The sequence below is a fragment of the Desulfohalovibrio reitneri genome (assembly GCF_000711295.1).
Classification (GTDB): Bacteria; Desulfobacterota; Desulfovibrionia; order Desulfovibrionales; family Desulfovibrionaceae; genus Desulfohalovibrio; species Desulfohalovibrio reitneri.
In genome coordinates, this window is sequence record NZ_JOMJ01000003.1 from 873561 (window position 1) to 893819 (window position 20259).

Annotated in this window: 12 protein-coding genes; 11 read left to right on the forward strand and 1 reads right to left on the reverse strand. The window is 61.6% G+C overall.

Annotation, left to right across the window (positions count from 1 at the left end):
- Nucleotides 1-11 precede the first annotated feature (11 nt).
- From N911_RS18980 to N911_RS0104750, 9 genes are all read left to right on the forward strand, one after another.
- Nucleotides 12-692 (forward strand): PTS sugar transporter subunit IIC, encoded by a 681-nt coding sequence (locus N911_RS18980; RefSeq protein WP_272913355.1) that lies wholly within the window; start codon nucleotides 12-14, stop codon nucleotides 690-692.
- A gap of 70 nt (nucleotides 693-762) precedes the next feature.
- On the forward strand, nucleotides 763-1572 hold the full coding sequence (locus N911_RS0104705) for a hypothetical protein (protein ID WP_029894850.1): 810 nt from the start codon (nucleotides 763-765) through the stop codon (nucleotides 1570-1572).
- Nucleotides 1565-2059 (forward strand): hypothetical protein, encoded by a 495-nt coding sequence (locus N911_RS0104710; protein ID WP_138774339.1) that lies wholly within the window; start codon nucleotides 1565-1567, stop codon nucleotides 2057-2059. Before N911_RS0104705 ends, N911_RS0104710 begins: the two co-directional genes overlap by 8 nt.
- Before the next feature lie 63 nt (nucleotides 2060-2122).
- Entirely contained in the window at nucleotides 2123-5779 is a 3657-nt protein-coding gene (locus tag N911_RS0104725) for a class I adenylate cyclase (RefSeq protein WP_051693926.1), read from the forward strand.
- Nucleotides 5764-5994, forward strand: a complete 231-nt coding sequence (locus N911_RS0104730) for a hypothetical protein (RefSeq protein WP_138774340.1) — start codon at nucleotides 5764-5766, stop codon at nucleotides 5992-5994. The genes N911_RS0104725 and N911_RS0104730 overlap by 16 nt, the downstream gene beginning before the upstream one ends.
- A gap of 186 nt (nucleotides 5995-6180) precedes the next feature.
- Nucleotides 6181-7167 (forward strand): chemotaxis protein, encoded by a 987-nt coding sequence (locus N911_RS0104735; RefSeq protein WP_029894860.1) that lies wholly within the window; start codon nucleotides 6181-6183, stop codon nucleotides 7165-7167.
- A 9-nt stretch (nucleotides 7168-7176) separates the two neighbouring features.
- Entirely contained in the window at nucleotides 7177-8019 is an 843-nt protein-coding gene (locus tag N911_RS0104740) for a biotin--[acetyl-CoA-carboxylase] ligase (RefSeq protein ID WP_051693928.1), read from the forward strand.
- Nucleotides 8020-8087: 68 nt separating this feature from the next.
- The gene (locus N911_RS0104745; RefSeq protein WP_029894864.1) at nucleotides 8088-11801 is read left to right on the forward strand and encodes a pyruvate carboxylase; all 3714 of its coding nucleotides are present in this window, start codon (nucleotides 8088-8090) and stop codon (nucleotides 11799-11801) included.
- Nucleotides 11802-11944: 143 nt separating this feature from the next.
- A complete protein-coding gene (locus N911_RS0104750) occupies nucleotides 11945-15532 on the forward strand; it encodes a PEP/pyruvate-binding domain-containing protein (protein WP_029894866.1) in 3588 nt (1195 codons plus the stop codon).
- Between the two features lie 169 nt (nucleotides 15533-15701).
- On the opposite strand, the gene N911_RS0104755 is transcribed toward N911_RS0104750, so the two are convergent.
- Nucleotides 15702-17021 (reverse strand): M23 family metallopeptidase, encoded by a 1320-nt coding sequence (locus tag N911_RS0104755; RefSeq protein WP_029894868.1) that lies wholly within the window; start codon nucleotides 17019-17021, stop codon nucleotides 15702-15704.
- Between the two features lie 450 nt (nucleotides 17022-17471).
- On the opposite strand from N911_RS0104755, the gene N911_RS0104760 reads away from it, so the two are divergent.
- Together N911_RS0104760 and N911_RS0104765 are read left to right on the forward strand one after the other, a co-directional pair.
- Entirely contained in the window at nucleotides 17472-18425 is a 954-nt protein-coding gene (locus N911_RS0104760; protein WP_029894870.1) for a hydrogenase small subunit, read from the forward strand.
- 30 nt (nucleotides 18426-18455) lie between these two features.
- Nucleotides 18456-20165: a nickel-dependent hydrogenase large subunit gene (locus N911_RS0104765; protein ID WP_029894872.1), complete on the forward strand. Its 1710-nt coding sequence runs from the start codon at nucleotides 18456-18458 to the stop codon at nucleotides 20163-20165.
- Nucleotides 20166-20259 lie beyond the last annotated feature (94 nt).

The following is a 20259-nucleotide window of genomic DNA, read 5'->3' on the forward strand; positions in this document are numbered from 1 at the left end:
GACGCCGCCCTCTGGATCACACTCGGCGCTTTTTTTTTGCCTTTTTCGGTGTATTTCGGTTCGGTGTCGTGTTGGCCATGCTGGACCGGCCGCTCGTCGTTGGGCTTGCCTGGGCCCTGGTAAGCGGGGATTTCAAGACTGCCCTCGGCATTTGCGTTTTTTTTGAACTCATCTGGCTCGATCTTTTTCCCGCCGGAACCTACATACCGCCACACCGGCCCGCGGCCGCCGTAACCGCTCTGGCCCTGGCAACAGCCTTTGGCCTGCATCAGCCGTCCATGGCGGTGCCGGCCATTCTGGCGGGATTAGGAGCGGGGCTGCTCGGCAACAGGCTGGAGCAGGAACTGCGAAGCTGGCAGAACCACCAGTACAATCAGTTGGTTCGCGCCTCCCGCGAGGACGCGGGGGATTATTCTCCGGAACGCACCGTTCGCAGGGGGGTGTTGGTCAATGTTCTGGTGGCTACGGCCGCTTTCCTGGGGATACTGACCGCCTTTTTCGTCCTCTTTCCCCTGGTGCTGCCCATGTGGTCATCCACGGCCTCGGCTTCGGAGATTACCTGGCTCAACCTTTGGCTGGGCGGTTCGGTGGGAGGCCTGCTCTCTCTGCGCTGGAAGCGGGCCTACGGTCTTGTGGTGGCCGGCGTGCTTGTCGTGGCCATGAGCGGTCTCATTGGCATGTCTCAATTCTGAACGGCCTTGCGGGGCGCCCTGCCCCGGAGTAGAGTCCGTTGCAGTAAGCAATTCCAGGTTGGAGTCCGTCATGGCGTCACGTTACGAGGACATGGCCGAATCCCTTCAGGACGAGATCATGACCGAGGCGGCGGAAGGCTTCTTCGGTTCTCGGCGCGAAGTGGAGCGGTACAAGGAATTCGTGGAAATGAAGGCCGAGCGGCTGCGGCGTCGTCTCGATCTGCTAGCCGTTGACGCGTCCCTTCTTCGCAAGGTCCTTCTTGATGACCCAACAGCAACGAGATTCTTCAGTTCGGCGGGCGTCGATCCGGAGGCCTTCGCGTGGCTGGCTTCCAGGGCGGACGCCGATCGGATGGAAGGTGTCGGCTGCCCTCCGGCTTTCGCTCTGGGTACCACAGGCAAATACGTTAAGACAGTCAGGCGCCTGTACGACCGGTTGCGGGAGCGAGTGGACGAATACATTCATGGCAGGTACGTGGATGAGCCGGATACGGGCAAAAAACTGCTCACGCCAAATCTGAAGCAGTTGGACGAGCTGATCGCCAAAACAAACGAACTTGTGGAGCGCGTCAACCGAGACCACCAGCCTGGCGGAGCCCTGCGCTTCGCTCGCGAGTTCAACGTGCAGGAACGGGAAAAGCGTGATGTGGCCGGAGCAGATCTGGTGGGTATGGACCAGCGCGCGAACGAGGAGATGGCTGTGGAGCCTCTGTCGTTCGAGGATTTGGAATTGCCCCGTCTTCCGGCCCTTCCGGCATGGAGCGAAGCGGAGGAGAGGCTTGAGCCTTTGCTGCGGGATGTGGCCAAAGAGCGCAAGGAAGAGGTGCGGGATGCCCTGTGTCGTCTGAGGGAGGTGTTCGAGGATGATTCGGATGCGTAATCTTGTCGTGATTCTGGTTCTTTTGCTCCCGCCGGCTGTGTGGGCCCAGCAGGACGGCAACGCCACGGCGGAGACTCCCTCCATGGCCAACGCCACCGTGGAGGCCCCGGAAAAAACGGATGCCGCCGAGGCGGGACTGGTCACTCCCGTGACGGTCGAACACGAAGGGGAGGACGGGCGGGGCTCCGTCCTGGCCCTGGCCCTTGAGGAGCGTCTGGCCGACTCGCCCCTGTTCCATCTCAGCCGCGATGACGAGCCCAAGCTCATCATCCGTATTTCCTCCCGGGAGGAGTTTTCCGGGCGCCCCGGATTGGCCAGTGTGTACGCGGTTGTCTGGATATACCGCGAAAGCAGTGACGTGCTGGGGCACTATCTTGGAATGCGGCCCGGCGTCACAGGCGGCGAAGCCGAAGCCACGGCCGAGTCCCTGGCCGTCCGCAGCCATGATCTGGCCAAGGAATTCGGCTACCTCTTCCCGGAACTCTGACCCTTCTTTCGTCTTGCCCGAAAACCGCAATAATCGCCGCAACCCGGGACGAATTTAAGCAGCATGCCGACCCGGATACAGGGCCTGGCCGAACAGTGCAGGCAAGTCTCCACGAGTCGCCTTCTGGGTGACTGGGAGGAATGGCGCAAGCATTTTGGTCAGGCGGTGAACATTCTGGCGCGAACAGGCGCGAACGACGATGCCTGGCGTGCCGCGGACGTGGTTGCCCTGCGGCTGTACCAGGCCGCCACGGCTTCTAATTCCATATCCGTGCGGATATTTTCCATCCGGGCCTTGAGCAGGCTCGGGTCTTTCGGAGTCGGGTTGGCGGTGGACTTGTGCGCCTCCGGGGCCATTGGGGAAAGCCATCTCGTCGCGTTGAACTCGAAAATGGAACCTCGCGAGCGTCTTTTGTTGTGCAACGAGGCGCTTAGCAACTCCACCTTTCCATCATTCCTGAACCCTCTCCTGGAACAGGCCCTGGAAGACGCCCGGCAGCTTGAACCGGCCCAGGCCGCTGGTTTTGTCGACGAGGCCGCGTCTGGACCAGGCGGAATCGACCACATGGTCGCCCGCGCGTTGCGGCAGGGTATTTTCGGCAGGTGGCTGAGCGACGGAGGAGCCGGGGAGCTTTCGAGGGATTCCGCGCATCGGGTCTGTCGGGCCGTATCGGCGTTGCGGGAGCGTGAACTGGTGCCCACGGTCGTCGCATCCCTGGCTGACGAAGCCAAACGGCTTCCTCCGGCCGCCCTGCGCCTGGCCGCCGAGTGCGCGCCCCGTGGAGTCCATGCCGAGGAGACCGCCCGGCTGGTATCCGCCGCGTTCGCAAAGGGTGACGTATCCTCGCGCAAGGCCACGGTTCTCGCCCTTATATGCATGCGCTGGCCGCGCACGCCTCGAGTTCTGGCCGCCATCCACTCCCGTATGCCGGGATACAGGCGGCACCTGCTCCCCGCCTTGCTGCTGCTGGGCGAAGAAGGGTTCGCTCAGTTTCTCAACCTTGTTAGCGAGGGGGAGCGCCGGGAGATTTCCCACCGGCTTTTCGAACTTATCGCCGAGTTGCAGCCGGAATTCTGCTTGGCTGTGCTACGGCGCAGAGAACTTCTTGGAGCCAGGGAGGTGAGGGAGGATGTGGCCCAAGGCCTGCGAGAGGTTTTTGGGAAGCTGGAGCGGGCCGCCGGTGAGGGGTGCCGGGTGTCTGTCCCCACGAGACCGCGCACCCTGCAAGGTCCGACCTTGCGAAGTGGCTTTTTCGCCAAGCTCCTGGGCAGGGACAAGGCCGGACTCCAGGAAGAGGCCAAGCGGTCGATGGATATTTCCGATCTAGACTTGGAGGGAACCGGCCTGGAGGGAGCCGCGCTCAAGGACCGCGCCATTCGTCGGCTGAAACTGCGGGGTGTGTTCGTTCAATCCAGCCTGTTCGAAAACTGCGCCTTCGTCGACTCCGATTTATCCAGCGCCACGCTGCGTTCTGCCGAGTTCGTGAACTGCACCTTTACGGAGTGCTCCTTCATCGAGAGCGTTTTTCTGGAATGCCGCTTTACGGCGTGTACGTTTTTACGCTGCGATTTCGCCGGGGCGTGGCTGGAAAACAGTGCGTTTGGATCCTGCGTGCTTCGTGAGTCGCATGGTGCGGGAGCCAGCCTGCTTAACGTGCGGGCAAGTGAATTCGAGGCGGTGTGCTGCCTGCTGCACGGTTTGCAAGCGGTTCGATGCCGCTTTGAATCCGGGCGGTTCGCACGTTGTCGATTCAATGGAAGCGGTTGGCTGGAGCTCACCACTCGGGGTGTCGCCTTCGAGCGGTGCGGACTGTCAGGGATGACCCTGGCTGACTGCCGCTTTTATTCCAGTCCGGCGGTGAATTGTGATTTTACCGGAACACTGGAGCGTGGGACTCAGGCTGATGAGCCGGGATGGCTTGCTTTCCTCCAGGAGCTACTTGCCGAGCGTGTGCTGGAAATGACTGGCGACAGTGCGGAGTGGAGCGGCGACATCCTGGACAGTGAGGACGGGGAATGGTTCGCGGAGCGCTGTCTGCGTGTTTGGCAACGCCACCGCGCCATGGCTGTGGACGAGGAGGCCATGCAGTCCGAGAACCACCGCCGCCTGGATCTCATGCGCCGGCGCATGTCCCCGGACCAGGCCGAGTTCGCGACAATGCTGCCGCTTCTCCTCGGCGGAGAGGGATTGGATACGGCTTACGCATCCGCGGCCGGACCGCCGTGTGAAATCCATGGCTACCACCCGTCTTTGGAGGCCGTTCGCCTGGTGAAAAAGTATTTTCCGGAAGCCGGGTTCCGCGCCCGGGGAGGCGTTGGCATTGCCGGGCTCTACGCCATGGGCAGCATGGGGACACTGGCCCAGACCAGGGAATCGGACCTGGACTGCTGGGTTTGTCTCGAGGAGGGAACGGACGAAGAGAAAGTGGAGCGGCTGCGTGGCAAGCTTGCCGGGCTGGAGAAATGGGCCTGGGAGCGCTTCGGCCTGGAGACGCATTTTTTTCTCATGCGCTTGGAGGACGTGCGCGCCAACCGGTTCGGCATCAGCGACCAGGATAGTTCGGGAACCGCCCAGGCTCTCTTGCTCAAAGACGAGTTCTACCGCACGGCCTTGAAGCTGGCCGGGGATATGCCGGCCTGGTGGCTGCTTCCTCCGGGGCTTGGGCGCGAAGAGTATCGCGAGCGTTGCCGGGACGCTCTGCTCTATCCCCTTTTGGAACCGCCGAGAGTGTGCGACTTGGGGGCCCTGGAGCCCATTCCACCCCAGGAGTTCTTCGGGGCGTGCATGTGGCAGATCGTCAAGGCCATCAAGAGTCCCTTCAAGTCCGTAATGAAGTTCGGCCTGCTGGAGCGGTACGCGGAGGAGGCGGGCAAAGGGCGGCTCCTTCTCTGCGACCGTATCAAGGGGCGCATCCAGTTGGGAACGGCCCCGGTGTTTTCCCTGGATCCCTACGCCGCGTTGTTTCAGGAAGTGCGTGAATTGTATCTCAGGCGCGAGGATGAGGAGGCGCTGAGGCTCATGCGCGAGGCCTACCTGCTCAAGGCCGGGCTCGACCAGGTGCGGATGGAACTGGGCCAGCCCCGCCACGCCGACGAAGACGTGCTGGTTGGCTGGCTGACGGACGAAAAGGGTATGGGCGGCTTTTCCAGCCTGCGGCGCGACACCGCCACCTGGGGATTCACCAAAACCGTCGAGATGGGCCGTCTGGTAAATACCTACGTCCTGGCCACCTACAACCGCATCCGGGAGCGACTTGGCGAGGGGGAGGCCCTGCTCGCCGCCAAAATATCGCCCGAGGACCTGACCAAGCTGGGGCGGCGCATAACAGCTCTATATTCCAGAAAAAAAGGAAAGATTGAGCGCCTGCCCTTCGCCGCCCTCTCGGGTAGGGAATTCAGCGAGTTGGTCCTGGCCGCGGATAAGGCTCCGGGCAAACGTACCGTCTGGCACCTCAGCGGTAAGCGGGGGGGGGCGTCCAAGCTGTTGCGAAAGGAGGCTGATCCGGCTCGACTCCTGCTGTGGGCGGTGGCCAACGGGGTGTATGCAGCCGGCCAAATGGTGCGCGGCGACAGGACGGCGGCCCCCTCTCCGCGGAGGACACCAGCAAATTGGTGGACTTGTTCGCGGACTTTTTCCCCGCCAAAAAGGTATTCGAGGTGGATCTCGCCTCCTGCCTGGAGGAGGAGGCGGTGGAGCGCGCTCTATTGCTTCTCAATCTGACGGTTTCCAGAGAGGCAGACTCCCTGCGTGAAATGCACGTGGTCTACGCCACATCCTGGGGTGAACTGTTCTGCCTGCGGGACACCTCGCCGGTGCTCGACCGCTCGGTTCGCGAACACTTGGCCGAACGACTGGGATTGCGCTTGGCGCCCAGGGCGCGTCTGGATTTCTTCCTTCCCGGCAAGTCCCGCTGCCCCCGTCCGGTGTTGGGGTAATGTGTCACGGGGAGCCGCAGGGGTCCCGTTCGCCTCGTGCTTCCCACCGCTCCCGGAGTAATCATTGTCAGCGGGCGCGTGGGGGAGTACGAAATCGTGTTTCGGGCTAAACTTGATTTGTGCGCCGCACAAAACTAGAACCCGCCATGCCGTGGCCAGCCAAGAGTTTCGATTGGGGGAGAACGCATGAGTCAGACAAATATTCTTCTGGAATCCGGCACCAACGAACTGGAGATTGTTGAGTTCACCATCGACGAGCTGGGGGACGACGGCAAGGTGTACAGCGGCCACTACGGCGTCAATGTGGCCAAAGTGCTGGAAATCATCCGCATGCCGCAGGTCACTGAAATGCCCGAGGCAAGCCATCCCTGCGTCATGGGCGCTTTCAACCTCCGCTCCCGAATCATCCCCTTGGTGGATCTCGCTTCCTGGTTGGGTAAACGGACAAAGGAAAACGACGCCCAGAAGGTCATCGTCACCGAATTCAACAACGTCATCAACGCATTCCTCGTATCCGGAGTCAACCGCATCCACCGCATCTCCTGGGAGCAGGTGGAGCCGCCCTCGCGGCATCTTTCCGACTACACGGCCTCCTCCATTACCGGCGTGGTCAAGTTCGAGGACCGCATCATTCTAATCCTGGACATGGAACGTATTATTGCCGACCTCAACCCCAACTTGGCCTTATCTTTGGAGGACAAGGTGGACGAGGACGACCAGGATGACCGGGAAATCAACGTACTTATCGCGGACGACTCCACCATGATCCGTCGCACCATCGGACGCGGACTGGAAAAAATGGGCTTTGTGGTCGAGAGAACGACCAATGGCAAGGAAGCCTGGGACCGGCTGCTGGACATCAAGAAACGGGCCGAGGACGAAAACCGCCCCATCACCGACCTTCTGAACATCATCGTGTCCGACATCGAGATGCCGGTCATGGACGGCCACAACCTCTGCAAGCGCATCAAGGACGACCCCGTGCTCGGGCAGCTTCCGGTCATCCTTTTTTCCTCCCTCATCACCGACCGCCTGCGCCACAAGGGAGAGACCGTGGGGGCGGACGACCAGATTTCCAAACCCGACATCACCACTCTGGCCAGGCGCATCCGTTCACTGCTGGCGGATAAGCAAGGCATAGAGATGGCGAAAGGGGAGGAGGCGGCGAGCTGACCCGCCGGTATGCCCACCGTTCTCTCTCCAGACACACCTCCCGAGTTGCTGGGCGATCTCCATCCGGCCTGGCGCGGGGACATCGACGCTCTCGCTCCATGGCGTGCAGCCGCGGAAGGATTCACCTCCGATCGTATTGCCGATTTTCCGCTCGCTCTGGTCCTGGCGGACTGCGGTTCCACCATGGACGAGGCGTGGCAACGCATTGAGGAAGGGGGGCTGAACGCATGGGACAGCCTGCTGGCGGCGCGCCAGAGCGGCGGCAGGGGGAGGCTGCGGCGCCCCTGGACATCTCCGGCCGGAAACCTGCATGTCAGCTTGGCGTTGCCTGAACCGCCGCAACCATTTCGCAACATGACCTCCCTGCTGGTTGGATGGTGTCTGGCCTGTGCGCTTGGGCGCCAAGGCGTTTGCTTGAAGCTCAAGTGGCCCAACGATCTTTTGATCAATGACCGGAAGGTAGGCGGCGCGCTGGTGGAAGAGAGGAAAGGGCGTCTTGTGACCGGCGTCGGCTTGAACCTTGTGGCCTGCCCCCCGGATGAGGCCATGAGAGCGGATCGAGCCGTTCCGGCCGCGAAACTGCATATCCCTGGGAAAGGCCCGCTTCGGGTCTGGCTCGATGCACTCCCCATTTTCCGCGAAGTCTGGATGAAATCCCAGGAGGGCAGTCCTAAGGACTTGGCCCGCCGGGTAGAAGGGGCTCTGGCCTGGCTCGGCGGACGTGTTGGCGTGCGTGACGGAGAACGTGTGCGCACCGGCCGCCTGCTTGGTCTTGATGAGCGGGGAGGGCTCCTCCTGGCCGAAGATGGGGGGACTTCGGCGCTTTACTCGGGCTCACTTTTTCCGCTATGAGACTTGGTTCCACGCTGCGGGATTCTTACCCCGAAGCCATTTCATGACAATGCGAGAGATACGAGCTTATGGCCCCCAAAACATTTGAGCAAGTCGTCGAGGAAATTCGAGGCAAGTCCATCCTCGTGGCCAACCGGGGCATTCCCGCCCGCCGCATCGTCCGCACCATCCGTGAGATGGCCCAGGGCGTCTCCATCATGACCGCCACGGACGTGGATAAAGCCTCGCCCACCACGGCCGCCGCGCGCGAACTGATGCTATTGGGCGAGGATCCGCGTGCATATCTTGATATCGACTTGATCATCCGCAAGGCCAACCAGCGGGGCATCATCGCCATTCATCCGGGCTGGGGATTCGCCTCCGAGGACGATTCTTTTCCGCAGAAATGCGCCGAGGCGGGCATCATCTTCATTGGTCCCACGGCCAGGGCCATGCGGCTTCTGGGCAACAAGGTCCAGGTACGCAAACTGGCCGTGGAAAACGACGTGCCGGTGGTGCCGGGGTCCGAAGGCGCGGTCACTGTATCCGAGGCGCGCAAGCTGGCGCACGAAATAGGTTTCCCCATCATGCTCAAGGCCGAAGGCGGCGGTGGCGGACGGGGCATCTACGAGGTCTACAACGAGGATCAGTTGGAGAGTGCCTTCTCCAAGGCCTCGGCCCTTGCCCAGGCATCCTTCGGCAATCCCCGGCTGTACGTGGAAAAGCTCCTGCAGTCGGTGCGCCACATCGAGATTCAGGTCATCGCCGACCGTCACGGCAACGTTTTCTGTTTCGACGAGCGCGACTGCACAGTGCAGCGCAATCACCAGAAACTCATCGAGATCACTCCCTCTCCGTGGGCGGGTATGACCAAGGAGCTCCGGGAGCGGCTCAAGGATTACTCCGAACGCCTGGTGCGCGCCGTGGACTACCACTCGCTGTGCACTGTGGAGTTCCTGGTCGATCAGGACGGCACCCCGTACCTCATCGAGGTCAACACCCGGCTTCAGGTGGAGCACGGCATCACCGAATGCCGCTACGGCGTGGACCTTGTGGAGGAACAGGTGGCTGTGGCCTTCGGGGCCAAGCTGCGGTTCAATAAGAACAACACCAAGCCCCGCGCCCATGCCATCCAGTGCCGCATCAACTGTGAGGACCCGCGCAAGAACTTCGAGCCCAATACCGGGCTCATCACCCGTTACGTTTCTCCGGGCGGGCAGGGCATTCGCCTGGATTCCTGCATTTCCATGGGTTACGAGTTCCCCTCGCAATACGACTCGGCCGCCTCCCTGCTCATAGCCCACGGCCGCAGCTGGGGAAAGGTGCTGGCAACTCTGGAGCGCGGGCTGCGCGAGTACATCATCGGCGGGGTCAAGACGACCATCCCCTTCCACCTGCAGATCATTAAACACCCCGAATTCGTCAAGGCGGAGTACGACACCACTTTCCTGCACCGCCATCCGGCGCTGTACGACTACACCGACGAAGAGCCGGAGGAACTTCGCCTATCCAGGCTGGTGGCCGAGATTTCAGCCAAGGGGTACAATCCCCACGTCCAGCTCGGTGAATACCGCAATCCCCATTGCCTGCGCCTGGGGCGCTTCGAGCCGGTCAAGCCGGCCTTCGATCTGGATGCCACGGACATGCCGTATCCCCGGGGGGACCGCCGGGCTATCCTGGACATGGTCCGGGAAACCCGCGCCCAGGGCACGCTGCACTACTGCGACACCACCACCCGGGACATCACCCAGTCCAACAGCGGCAACCGCTTCCGTCTGGCGGAGGACAGGCTGGTGGGGCCGTATCTGGACAAGTGCAATTTCTTCTCCCTGGAAAATGGCGGCGGAGCCCATTTCCACGTGGCCATGCTGGCCAACATGACCTACCCCTTCACCGAGGCGCATGAGTGGAATATTTTCGCGCCGCGCACGCTGAAGCAGATTCTCATCCGCTCCACCAACGTGCTGGGCTACAAACCGCAGCCGCGCAACCTGATGCTGCGAACCGGCGAGATGATCTGCGAGGAATACGACGTCATTCGTTGCTTCGATTTCCTCAACCATGTGGACAATATGTACCCCTTCGCCGAGGTGGCCCTCTCCGGCGAAAACAAGGGCAACATCTGGGAGCCGGCGATTTCGCTTTCTTGGGCCGAAGGGTTCACCGTTGCGCACTACGTGAAGTTGGCCGAAGAGATCGTGCGTATGAGCGCCAAGGCGGCCGGTGTCTCCCAGTCCAAGGTGGTCCGCATGATGACCCTGGGGCTGAAGGACATGGCCGGTGTCTGTCCGCCGCACTTCATGCGTGAACTCGTGGGCGCGCTGCGCAAGAAGTGGCCCGAGCTTGTGCTGCATTATCATCGCCACTACACCGACGGCCTCTTCGTGCCCGCTGTCGGCGCGGCGGCGGAGGCCGGGGCGCACATCGTGGACGTGGCCATGGGCGCGGCCGTACGCTGGTACGGCCAGGGCGAGGTTCTTTCCACGGCCGCCTATGCGGGGCAGGAGTTCGGGCTGAACCATCTGCTTAACGAGGAAGCCCTGCGCGACTGCAACTTCGTGCTCAAGCAGGTCATGCCCTATTACGACCGCTACACGGCCCCGTACTTCCGGGGCATCGACTACGATGTGGTCGAGCACGGTATGCCCGGCGGTGCCACCTCCTCTTCACAGGAGGGGGCCATGAAGCAGGGCTACATCCACCTGCTGCCCTACATGCTCAAGTTCCTGGCGGGCACCCGTAAGGTTGTCCGCTACCACGACGTCACACCGGGCTCCCAGATCACTTGGAATACGGCCTTCCTGGCGGTCACCGGCGCCTACAAGCGGGGAGGGGAGCGCGAAGTCAAGCACATGCTGGACATCCTCAAGGCTGTCACGGAGAAGCCGGAGAGCGAGTTGACCCCGGCCGAGAAGGAAGACCGGCTGTTGCTCTACCAGGACTCCAACGACGCCTTCCGCCAGTTGCTGCTGGGCAAATACGGCCGCCTGCCTCTGGGCTGGCCCGCCGAGTGGGTCTACGAAAGCGCTTTCGGGCCCGACTACCGCGAGGCCATGCAGGAGCGCACCACGGAATCCCCGCTGGACAGCCTGGGCGACATGGACATGGAGGCCGAGGAGAAGGCTCTGGCCGCCCGCCTCGACCGCAAGCCCACCGAGGAAGAGGTGGTCATGTACCTCAACCATCCCGGTGACGCCCTCAAGACCATCGAGTTTAAAACCCAGTACGGCGACGCCAACAACGTCCCTCTCGATATCTGGTTCGAGGGGCTGGAGCCGGGACGGGAACTGACTTTCCCCGACTCCAACGGAAAGCCGCACGTCATGACCATCATCGACATGGGGCCGGTGGACGAACGCGGCATCCGCGTTGTGCGCTACGTTTTGGATTCCGAGAGCCTCAGCTGCGAGATCAAGGTTGCCGAGGCCACCGCCGAAGCGGCCTCCACCATGGAGCGGGCCGACCCCGACGACGTCTACCAAGTGGCTTCCCCCTCCAGCGGCGATCTCTGGGTCATGCACGTGCAGCCCGGCGATTTCGTCAAGAAGGGCGAGGAACTCTTCAATATCTCCATCATGAAACAGGAGAAATCGGTGTTCGCCCCGGTGGACGGTATCGTCAAGCGGGTGCTCAAAGACGCCAATTACCAGGAAGACAAGCGCATGGTACCGGTTAAGGAAGGGGAACTGCTGGTGGAGATGGCTCCGCCGTCCCTGTCCTGCCCCGAGTGTACCAGGCCCCTGGCGGACGAGGATTTTCATTTCTGCCCCCATTGCGGCAGCAGGGTGGAAGAACAGGAATGACCCGGCGCATGTTGACGGTTGTGCGAAGCGCACGCTAAGTTATCATGGCTTTCTATTGCCGGACTTTCGCATGCACATGCCTCGCCGCGCCTTGCCACCGGCGAGCCGCGTTGCTGTAGGAACACATCCCCAAGGAGAGGAGCATGGCCAAAGCCAAGAGCACGGATACGAAATCCAAGGGCAAAACCGCGGGCAAGAAATCGGAGCCCAATTTGGACGAACTGAAGCAGCAGATCGTCCTTACGGGCGCCGACATCGCCGCCATTGGCGAGGAAGCGGAACTGCTCGTGGGCGGAAAGAACTACAACACAGCCATCATTAGCCAAGTCAAGGGCATCCGCGCTCCCCAATTCCGGGCCATTTCCTCCAAGGCGTTTCACAAGCTTCTCGACGAGACCAAGGTCAACGCTTCGGCCATCCGCTCGCTGGTGGATCAGGAGTACAACTCCCTGGACTGGTCCGGCGCGGAAATCAATAAGAATCCCGAGTTTCTTCGCGACTTCGTCCGTTCCATTGCCCGCAAGGTTCGGGAGACTCCCGAGGCCCAGAAGGGCTCCAACATCAAGCTCCGAACCTTCATCAACAACGTGGTGGAGGGCTTCGCCACCTCGCCCGAGGGAATCGACCAGCTTCGCAAGCGTTCGGTACTGGTGCAGGTGGCGATTCTGTCAGTCGATCTTCCCGAGGACGTGAGCAAGGAAGTCGCCGAGGCCTACACCTCTATTTGCAAGGAGGCGGGGCTGGAGGATGTCTCGGTGGCCGTGCGTTCCTCGGCCGCAGGGGAGGACTCCCGCAAGAAGGCCTTTGCCGGACTGCAGGATACCTACCTGAATATCGTGGGGGAGAAGCAGTGCGTGGAGGCCTACCACTGGGACTGCGCCTCGGCCTACAACCTGCGCTCCATGACCTACCGCCGCGAGGCCATCCTGGACGCCGTGGCCCGGGCCGAGGAATCGGGCGACGATTCCATCGCCGAGCAGGCCAAGAAGGAATGGGCCATCGAGAACACGTCGCTGTCGGTCTGCATCATGCGCATGATCGATCCCGTGATCTCCGGCACAGCCTTTTCCGCGGACACCGCCACCGGCTGCCGCGGCACCGACCGCAGGGAACTGGTCTCCATCGACGCCAGCTATGGCCTGGGCGAGGCCGTGGTTGGCGGCATGGTTACGCCGGACAAGTTCTACGTCTACCAGCGCGACGACGGCGCCGAAGTGGTCATCCGCTTCATGGGCTACAAGGACAAGAAGATCATCTACAGCGAAAAGGGCGGCACCGAACTGGTCAAGGTCGGTGACGAGGAAGCCTATCGCTGGTCGCTGTCCCTGGCTCAGGCGGAAGATGTCGCCAAGGGCGTGCGGGCCATTTCCGAGGCCTACGAACATATGATCATGGACACGGAGTTCTGCCTGGACGCCTCATCCCGGCTGTGGTTCGTGCAGGCCAGGCCGGAGACGCGCTGGAACGAGGAGTTCGAAAGGCACCCCGACACCATCTATATGCGTCGTCTGGAGGTGGACGATAAGTACCTCCCCCGGGCCGACGTCATTCTGGAAGGCAACGGCGCCTCCAGGGGCGCGGGCGCGGGCACGGTCAAATTCCTGCGCAGCGCGCTGGAATTGAACAAGATCAACAAGGGCGACGTGCTGGCCGCAGAGCGCACCGACCCGGACATGGTGCCGGGCATGCGTATCGCCTCGGCCATTCTGGCCGACGTGGGCGGGGATACCTCCCACGCCGCCATCACCTCCCGCGAGCTTGGCATTCCAGCCATCATCGGCATCCAGCGGCTGGAGATGCTGCGCAACCTCGACGGCAGCGAAATCACCGTGGACGGTTCCCGGGGCCAAGTCTACCGGGGTAAGCTGCCCCTGGTGGAGGTCGGCGGCGAATTGGATGTTTCCAAGCTGCCCGAGACCAAGACCAAGATAGGCCTCATTCTGGCCGACGTGGGCCAGGCCATGTTCCTCTCGCGCTTGCGCCAAGTGTCCGATTTCGAGGTCGGCCTGCTGCGCGCTGAGTTCATGCTGGGCAACATCGCCATTCATCCCATGGCCCTGGAGGCCTTCGACAACGGCACCCTGCAACACGTCGTCCGCCGCAAGCTCCATGAACTGGACGGCACCCTGACCAAGGTGCTGCGCGAGCAGCTGCATGCGGGAATCATCTCCTTCTCGCTCAAGCTGCGCAACTACGTCGGCATTATTACCGGCCTCACCGACGAGATGGAAGCCCTGGCCGAGTCAGAGGGAGCCCGAGGTACGGACGAGATTCTGGCCATCCACCGACGCCTGCGCGAACTGGACCGCAAGCTGGACGACCATGTGGCCATGGCCACCAACCACTTGGACGTGCTCAAGACCTCCGTTGATCTGGAGGCGCACGTTGCCGTTATCATGGGCTGGGAGGAGTTGCTCGCGCCCGAGCCTGCCGACGCCGAGGGCATGGCCCGCCGCTCCGAACTCAAAGCCCGGGTGGCCGAGATCGTGGAGCGGGTCAAGGACGAGCCCACCATCAAGGAGACGCTGGACCGCATTCGCGAACTGCGCAAGGACGTGGCAGTGAAGATCGGTTTGGCCTCGGAGATGGAGGAGGTGCAGACCCTTGAAGAGCGCATTAGAAAGCTCATTAATTCCAAGGGTTTCCGCACAGGTCGTGAATACTACATCCAAAACCTCTCTCAGACGCTGGCGCTGTTCGCCATGGCTTTCTACGGTAAGCCTATCGTCTACCGCACCACCGACTTCAAATCCAATGAGTACCGAAACCTCATGGGCGGCGGTCTCTTCGAGCACTTCGAGGACAACCCCATGATGGGCTACCGGGGCGTCTCCCGGAACATCCACGACTGGGAGCTGGAAGCCTTCAAGCTGGCTCGGGGCATCTTCGGCGGCAAGAACCTCCAGATCATGCTGCCCTTCGTCCGCACTCTGGAGGAAGCCCGTTCCATGAAGCGTTACCTGGAACAGGTGCATAAGCTGCGCAGCGGCGAGGATGGATTGAAAATCATCCAGATGTCCGAGATCCCATCCAACGCCATCCTGGCCAAGCAGTTCCTGGAGGAGTTCGACGGCTTCTCCATCGGGTCCAACGACATGACCCAGATGGTTCTGGCCACCGATCGCGACAACTCCCGTCTGGCGCATATTTACGACGAGGAGGATCCCGCGGTCATCTGGGCGATTCTGGTGACGATCTTTACCGGACAGAAATATGGCAAAAAGGTCGGTTTCTGCGGCCAGGGCGTGTCCAACTCCGAGATCCTGCGTGGACTGGTCTGCATTGCGGGCATCGTTTCCGCCTCTGTGGTGCCCGACACCTACCAGCAAACCAAGTTCGAGGTCGCTGAGGTGGAGAAGGAGAATATCGGAGTGGACAAGCTGGGCGGCTGGCTCAAGCAGAAGCATCTGGACCGCCTGCACACCCTGATGCACGAACACAACTACGGGCACTTCCTCAAGAAGTTCACAACGCCCGAGGATCTTAAAGAGTGGTACGACGGCGAGTTGGTCCGCCTCTCCGAGCAACTTCGGGAGAACTTGGATACCTCCAAGGAATCCTTCTACCGCTCTGAGATGGATAACTTCCGCAAGACCTTCCACAAGCCGGTACTCTACGCCTCCTGGGATTGGGACCGCACCGTGGAGGACGCCATGCACCACGCCGGTTTCGCCACCTTCGAGGAGCAGGCCGAGGCGTTGGAGCAACAGCGCAAGCGGAGCGACTGGTAGTTCAGAACATTCCGCATCAAGCGAATCAAAAGCGGCCCCGAAACTTCGGGGCCGCTTTTTTGTTTACGAACAGCGCAGTGGGAACGAACAAAATAGCCCGGCCGCAACGCGACCGGGCTTGGTTATGAAATTGCCTGCCCGCGCAAGATGGGCGAGTTTCTGGGTACGTTTACTGGGTCGCGGTCGCTTGCCGCAGTTTGCCGAAGAAGTTGTTTTCCAGCCAATTTGGGTCCCACCATTCCAAAGGATTCACCGGCAGGCCGGCCACCAGCACGCCGAAGTGAAGGTGGTCGCCACCGGCGAGGCCCGTAGCACCGGTGCGTCCAACGATGTCCCCGGAGTCTACTTCCTGGCCGGGCTCAACGTCGATCTGTGAAAGGTGTGAATACAGGGTCATCAAGCCGATGCCGTGGTCAATGATGACCGACTGCCCATAGATGCCAAAGAAGCCCGCGTGAACAATGCGGCCTGTTGCCGCGGCGTCTACCTGTGCGTTGCGCACGCTGGCCAGGTCCACGCCAAGGTGGGTTTGGTGGTCGATGACTTCTCCGTTGTAGCGGTACGTCCGTCGGTCGCCGAATCCAGCCATTGTCTTGGAATTGCTCAACCTGTTAAAGTGGCCTTCCCACAGGACCCTCGAAGCGGTTTCGCGGGAGATGTCCACCAGCTTCGCCCGGTTTCGCTTGCGCATCTCCCGGTTGACCTTGAGGTACGTTTCAAGGGGCGAGTAGTCCGGATACTCTTCTTCGTATTGAACCATCTTGCGTTCAAGAAAGCTGTCCGGGACGTTGATGACGTCGTGCGGATAGGAGCGGTCGTTGGCGTGGAAGGGGATGGAGCGTTTGCGCATGTTGCCGGCTGAGTCCCTGGCCACCAGAAGTGGATTGAAATCAGCCAGTTCCATGTCGTACGGAAAAGCGAACAGTACAGCGTGCACACCACTGGGCAGTTGGTGGCCGGGGAAGAACCGGTCGCCGACCTGGATTCCGCTGGCCGCCTTTTCGTCGAGGTTGTATAGAGCGAGGCTGGAGCCGCCGCGGTTGAGGTTGTGCGTGCCTGTCAGCAGGCTGATACGGGGGTTGCGTGTATCGTAGCTGTAGGTTCGGGTGAGTTCCGCGACGTTCCCGTCACCGAAATTGTGCAGGGAAGCGTCCACAGCCCGCAGACTGATTTTCACTTGGCCGTCTTCGAGTCCGGAATCCGCGAGGGTGAATGTGGTTTCCAGAGGGCTTGTCCCGCCGTTGCCGAGTTGCGCCAGAACTACGCGTTTGCCGCCTTGCTCCGCGATGACGCTCAGGCCGCGCAGGCCTGACGGATCGGATGCTGTCGCGGTGAACTCGGTTTCCGCTCCTACAGCTGGTTTGTCAGGAGAAATGGAGGCTGCGGGAGGAGTGGTGTCCTTGAAATAAAGAAAAGCAAGGTAGGCCAAGCCACCCACAAGCAAAATAGTGAGAAGCCCGGGAAGGAAACGGGATTTGGCGAAACTCATGATCTTCCTCGCAAGTCTGGATTGGCCGATCAACCAGCCGGTTGAAGGATAGTTGAAAGAAATGGGGATTGCAAAGAAAAAGCCTTCCGTGGAAGCGGGTTGCGGGGTTCCATATGTGTAGTACGAACCCGTCAAATGTAACACTATACCATTGCGGATGGAATTCCTTTATATGACACGAAGGTGCATGGAACAATTGTTAAATTTTGTTGACGAGGCTCTTGGACTTGGCGTAGGAATTCCGTACTGTCACAAAACTCAAATGGGGTGCCGGGAGGGACTATTGTCCCGGTGGATGTTGACAAAGCCGGCCAGCGCGCGGAGCGCGCGACCGGCAAGAGCGCTCGAAGGGCACGTGATGCGTTGTCACGCCGTTGCCGGAAGCTCCCTTCGTCTTGCGTCGTTGCGTTTTGGGTGCAAGGTGTTCCTTTAGACCTTGGAGGTGTTCGGATGAAGTTCTACGTAGGGCTCGGAAAAGAAGGAACAGAAGAGAGGCTGGAGCAGAACGGCATCTCTCGTCGTGATTTCATGAAGTTCTGCGCCGCGGTTTCCGCCGCCATGGGACTGGGCGTCGCCGGCGCTCCCCAGGTGGCAGAAGCGCTGACGCAGAAGCGCAGGCCGTCGGTGGTCTGGCTGCACAACGCCGAGTGCACCGGGTGCACGGAATCCGTGCTGCGTACCGTCAACCCGTATATCGGCCCCCTGATCCTCGACACGATTTCCCTGGACTACCAGGAAACCATCATGGCCGCGGCCGGCCACGCCGCCGAAGAAGCTCTGCACCAAGCCGTGCACAGCGAGCACGGCTTCATCTGCGTGGTCGAGGGCGGCATTCCCACCGCCGACGGCGGCGTCCATGGCAAGGTCGGCGGCAAGACCATGCTGGAGATCTGCACCGAAGTTGTGCCCCAGGCCAAGGCCACCATCGCCATCGGTAACTGCGCCACCTTTGGTGGTATCCAGGCTGCCGCCCCCAATCCCACCAAGACCAAGGGCGTCAACGATACGCTCAAGGACATGGGCGTCAACGCCATCAACATCGCCGGCTGCCCGCCCAACCCCTTCAACTTCGTGGGCGCAGTGGTCATGTACCTGCAGGGCAAGAAGATCGAGCTGGACGAGAACAACCGTCCGCTGGCCTTCTACGGCAAGACCGTGCACGATCAGTGCGAGCGCCTGAAGTACTTCAACGAGGGCAAGTTCGCCACCTCCTTCGATTCCGAGGAGGCCCGCAAGGGGTACTGCCTGTATGAACTCGGCTGCAAGGGTCCCTATACGTACAACAACTGCCCCTCGGTCAAGTTCAACCAGACCAACTGGCCCGTCCAGGCCGGCCACCCCTGCATCGGGTGCTCCGAGCCGGGTTTCTGGGACGAGATGACCCCCTTCTTCGAGGCGGGCTAACCACGAGTTGAACCAGGGAGGAGATACATCATGTCCGGATGCAAAACGCAGAGCGGTCCCAGTGTAATGGCCACCCCGTATGCCGCGGGGTATAACGGCAAGGTCGTGGTCGACCCGGTCACCCGGATCGAGGGCCACTACCGCGTGGAAGTGGAGCTGGAGAACGGGTACGTCAAGAACGCCTGGACTTCGGCCCAGCTCTTCCGCGGCCTCGAGCTCATCCTCAAGGGGCGCGATCCCCGCGACGCCTCCATGTTCACCCAGCGTTCCTGCGGCGTCTGCACCAACGTGCACGCCCTGGCCTCCATCCGCTGCGTGGACAACGCGGTCAAGGTGACCATTCCCGAGAACGCCACCCTTATCCGCAATCTGGTGCAGGCCGCCCAGTACCTGCACGACCACATCGTGCATTTCTACCACCTGCACGCCCTGGACTGGGTTGACGTCACCTCGGCGCTGACCGCCGATCCGGCCAAGGCCGCCAAGATCGCCAACGACATCAGCCCCAACCGCAAGACCACCGCGGCCGACCTCAAGGCCGTTCAGACCAAGCTCAAGGCATTCGTCGATTCCGGCCAGCTCGGTATCTTCACCAATGCCTACTTCCTGGGTGGGCACGAAGCCTACTACCTGCCGCCCGAGGTCAACCTCATCGCCACAGCGCACTACCTTGAGGCCCTCAAGCTGCAGGTTAAGGCCGCCCGCGCCACCGCCGTCTTCGGCGCCAAGAACCCCCACACCCAGTTCATGGTGACCGGCGGCGTGACCTGTTACGACTCCCTGCGCCCCGAGCGCATCGAGGAATTCCGCCAGCTGTGGAAGGAAACCACACAGTTCGTGAAAGAGGTCTACATCCCCGACCTGCTGGCCGTGGCCTCCTACTACAAGGACTGGGCCGCCATCGGCGGTACCACCAACTTCATGGCCTGCGGCGAGTTCCCCACCGACGAGTACGACTTGGCCTCCCGCTACATGCCCCCGGGAGTGATCTTCGATCGCAACATCGGCAAGCCCGAGGCGTTCGACCAGATGAAGATCGAGGAGCACGTTGCCCGTTCCTGGTACAAGGGCGACGAGGCGCGCCATCCGTGGAAGGGCGTCACCGAGCCGCAGTACACCAGCCTCGACGACCTCGACGGCAAGTACTCCTGGTTCAAGGCTCCCCGCTACGACGGCCGCGCCACCGAGGTCGGCCCCCTGGCCCACTGCTTGGTGGCCTACGCCAAGGGCGTGCCCGAGTTCACCAAGACCGTGGACATGGTGCTGAACCATCTGAACGTTGGTCCCGAGGCCCTGTTCTCCACCCTGGGACGTACCGCCGCCCGCGGCATCGAGACCGCCATCATCGCCGAGAAGATGGGCGAGTGGATCGACCAGCTCCAGGCCAACGTGGCCGCCGGCCGCGACGAGCTCTACACCGAGTGGGAGATGCCCGACGAAGCCTACGGCGTGGGCTGGGCCGACGTGCCCCGTGGCGCTCTGTCCCACTGGATCCACATCAAGAACAAGAAGATCGAGAACTTCCAGTTGGTGGTCCCCTCCACCTGGAACCTCTGTCCCCGCGACGCCCAGGGCGGCCTCAGCCCTGTGGAAGAGGCCCTCATCGGCACCCCAATCGCCGATCCCAAGCGTCCGGTGGAGATCCTGCGCACGGTGCACTCCTACGATCCCTGCATCGCCTGCGGCGTGCACGTCATCGACTCCAAGACCAACGAAGTCCACAAGTTCCGCATCGTCTAGCGGCTGGACAACACGGTTACGGATAAGTACATCGGGGGTCCGGCCTGGGAAAGGCCGGGCCCCTTTTTGCTCATTACGAGCACATGGGGAACGC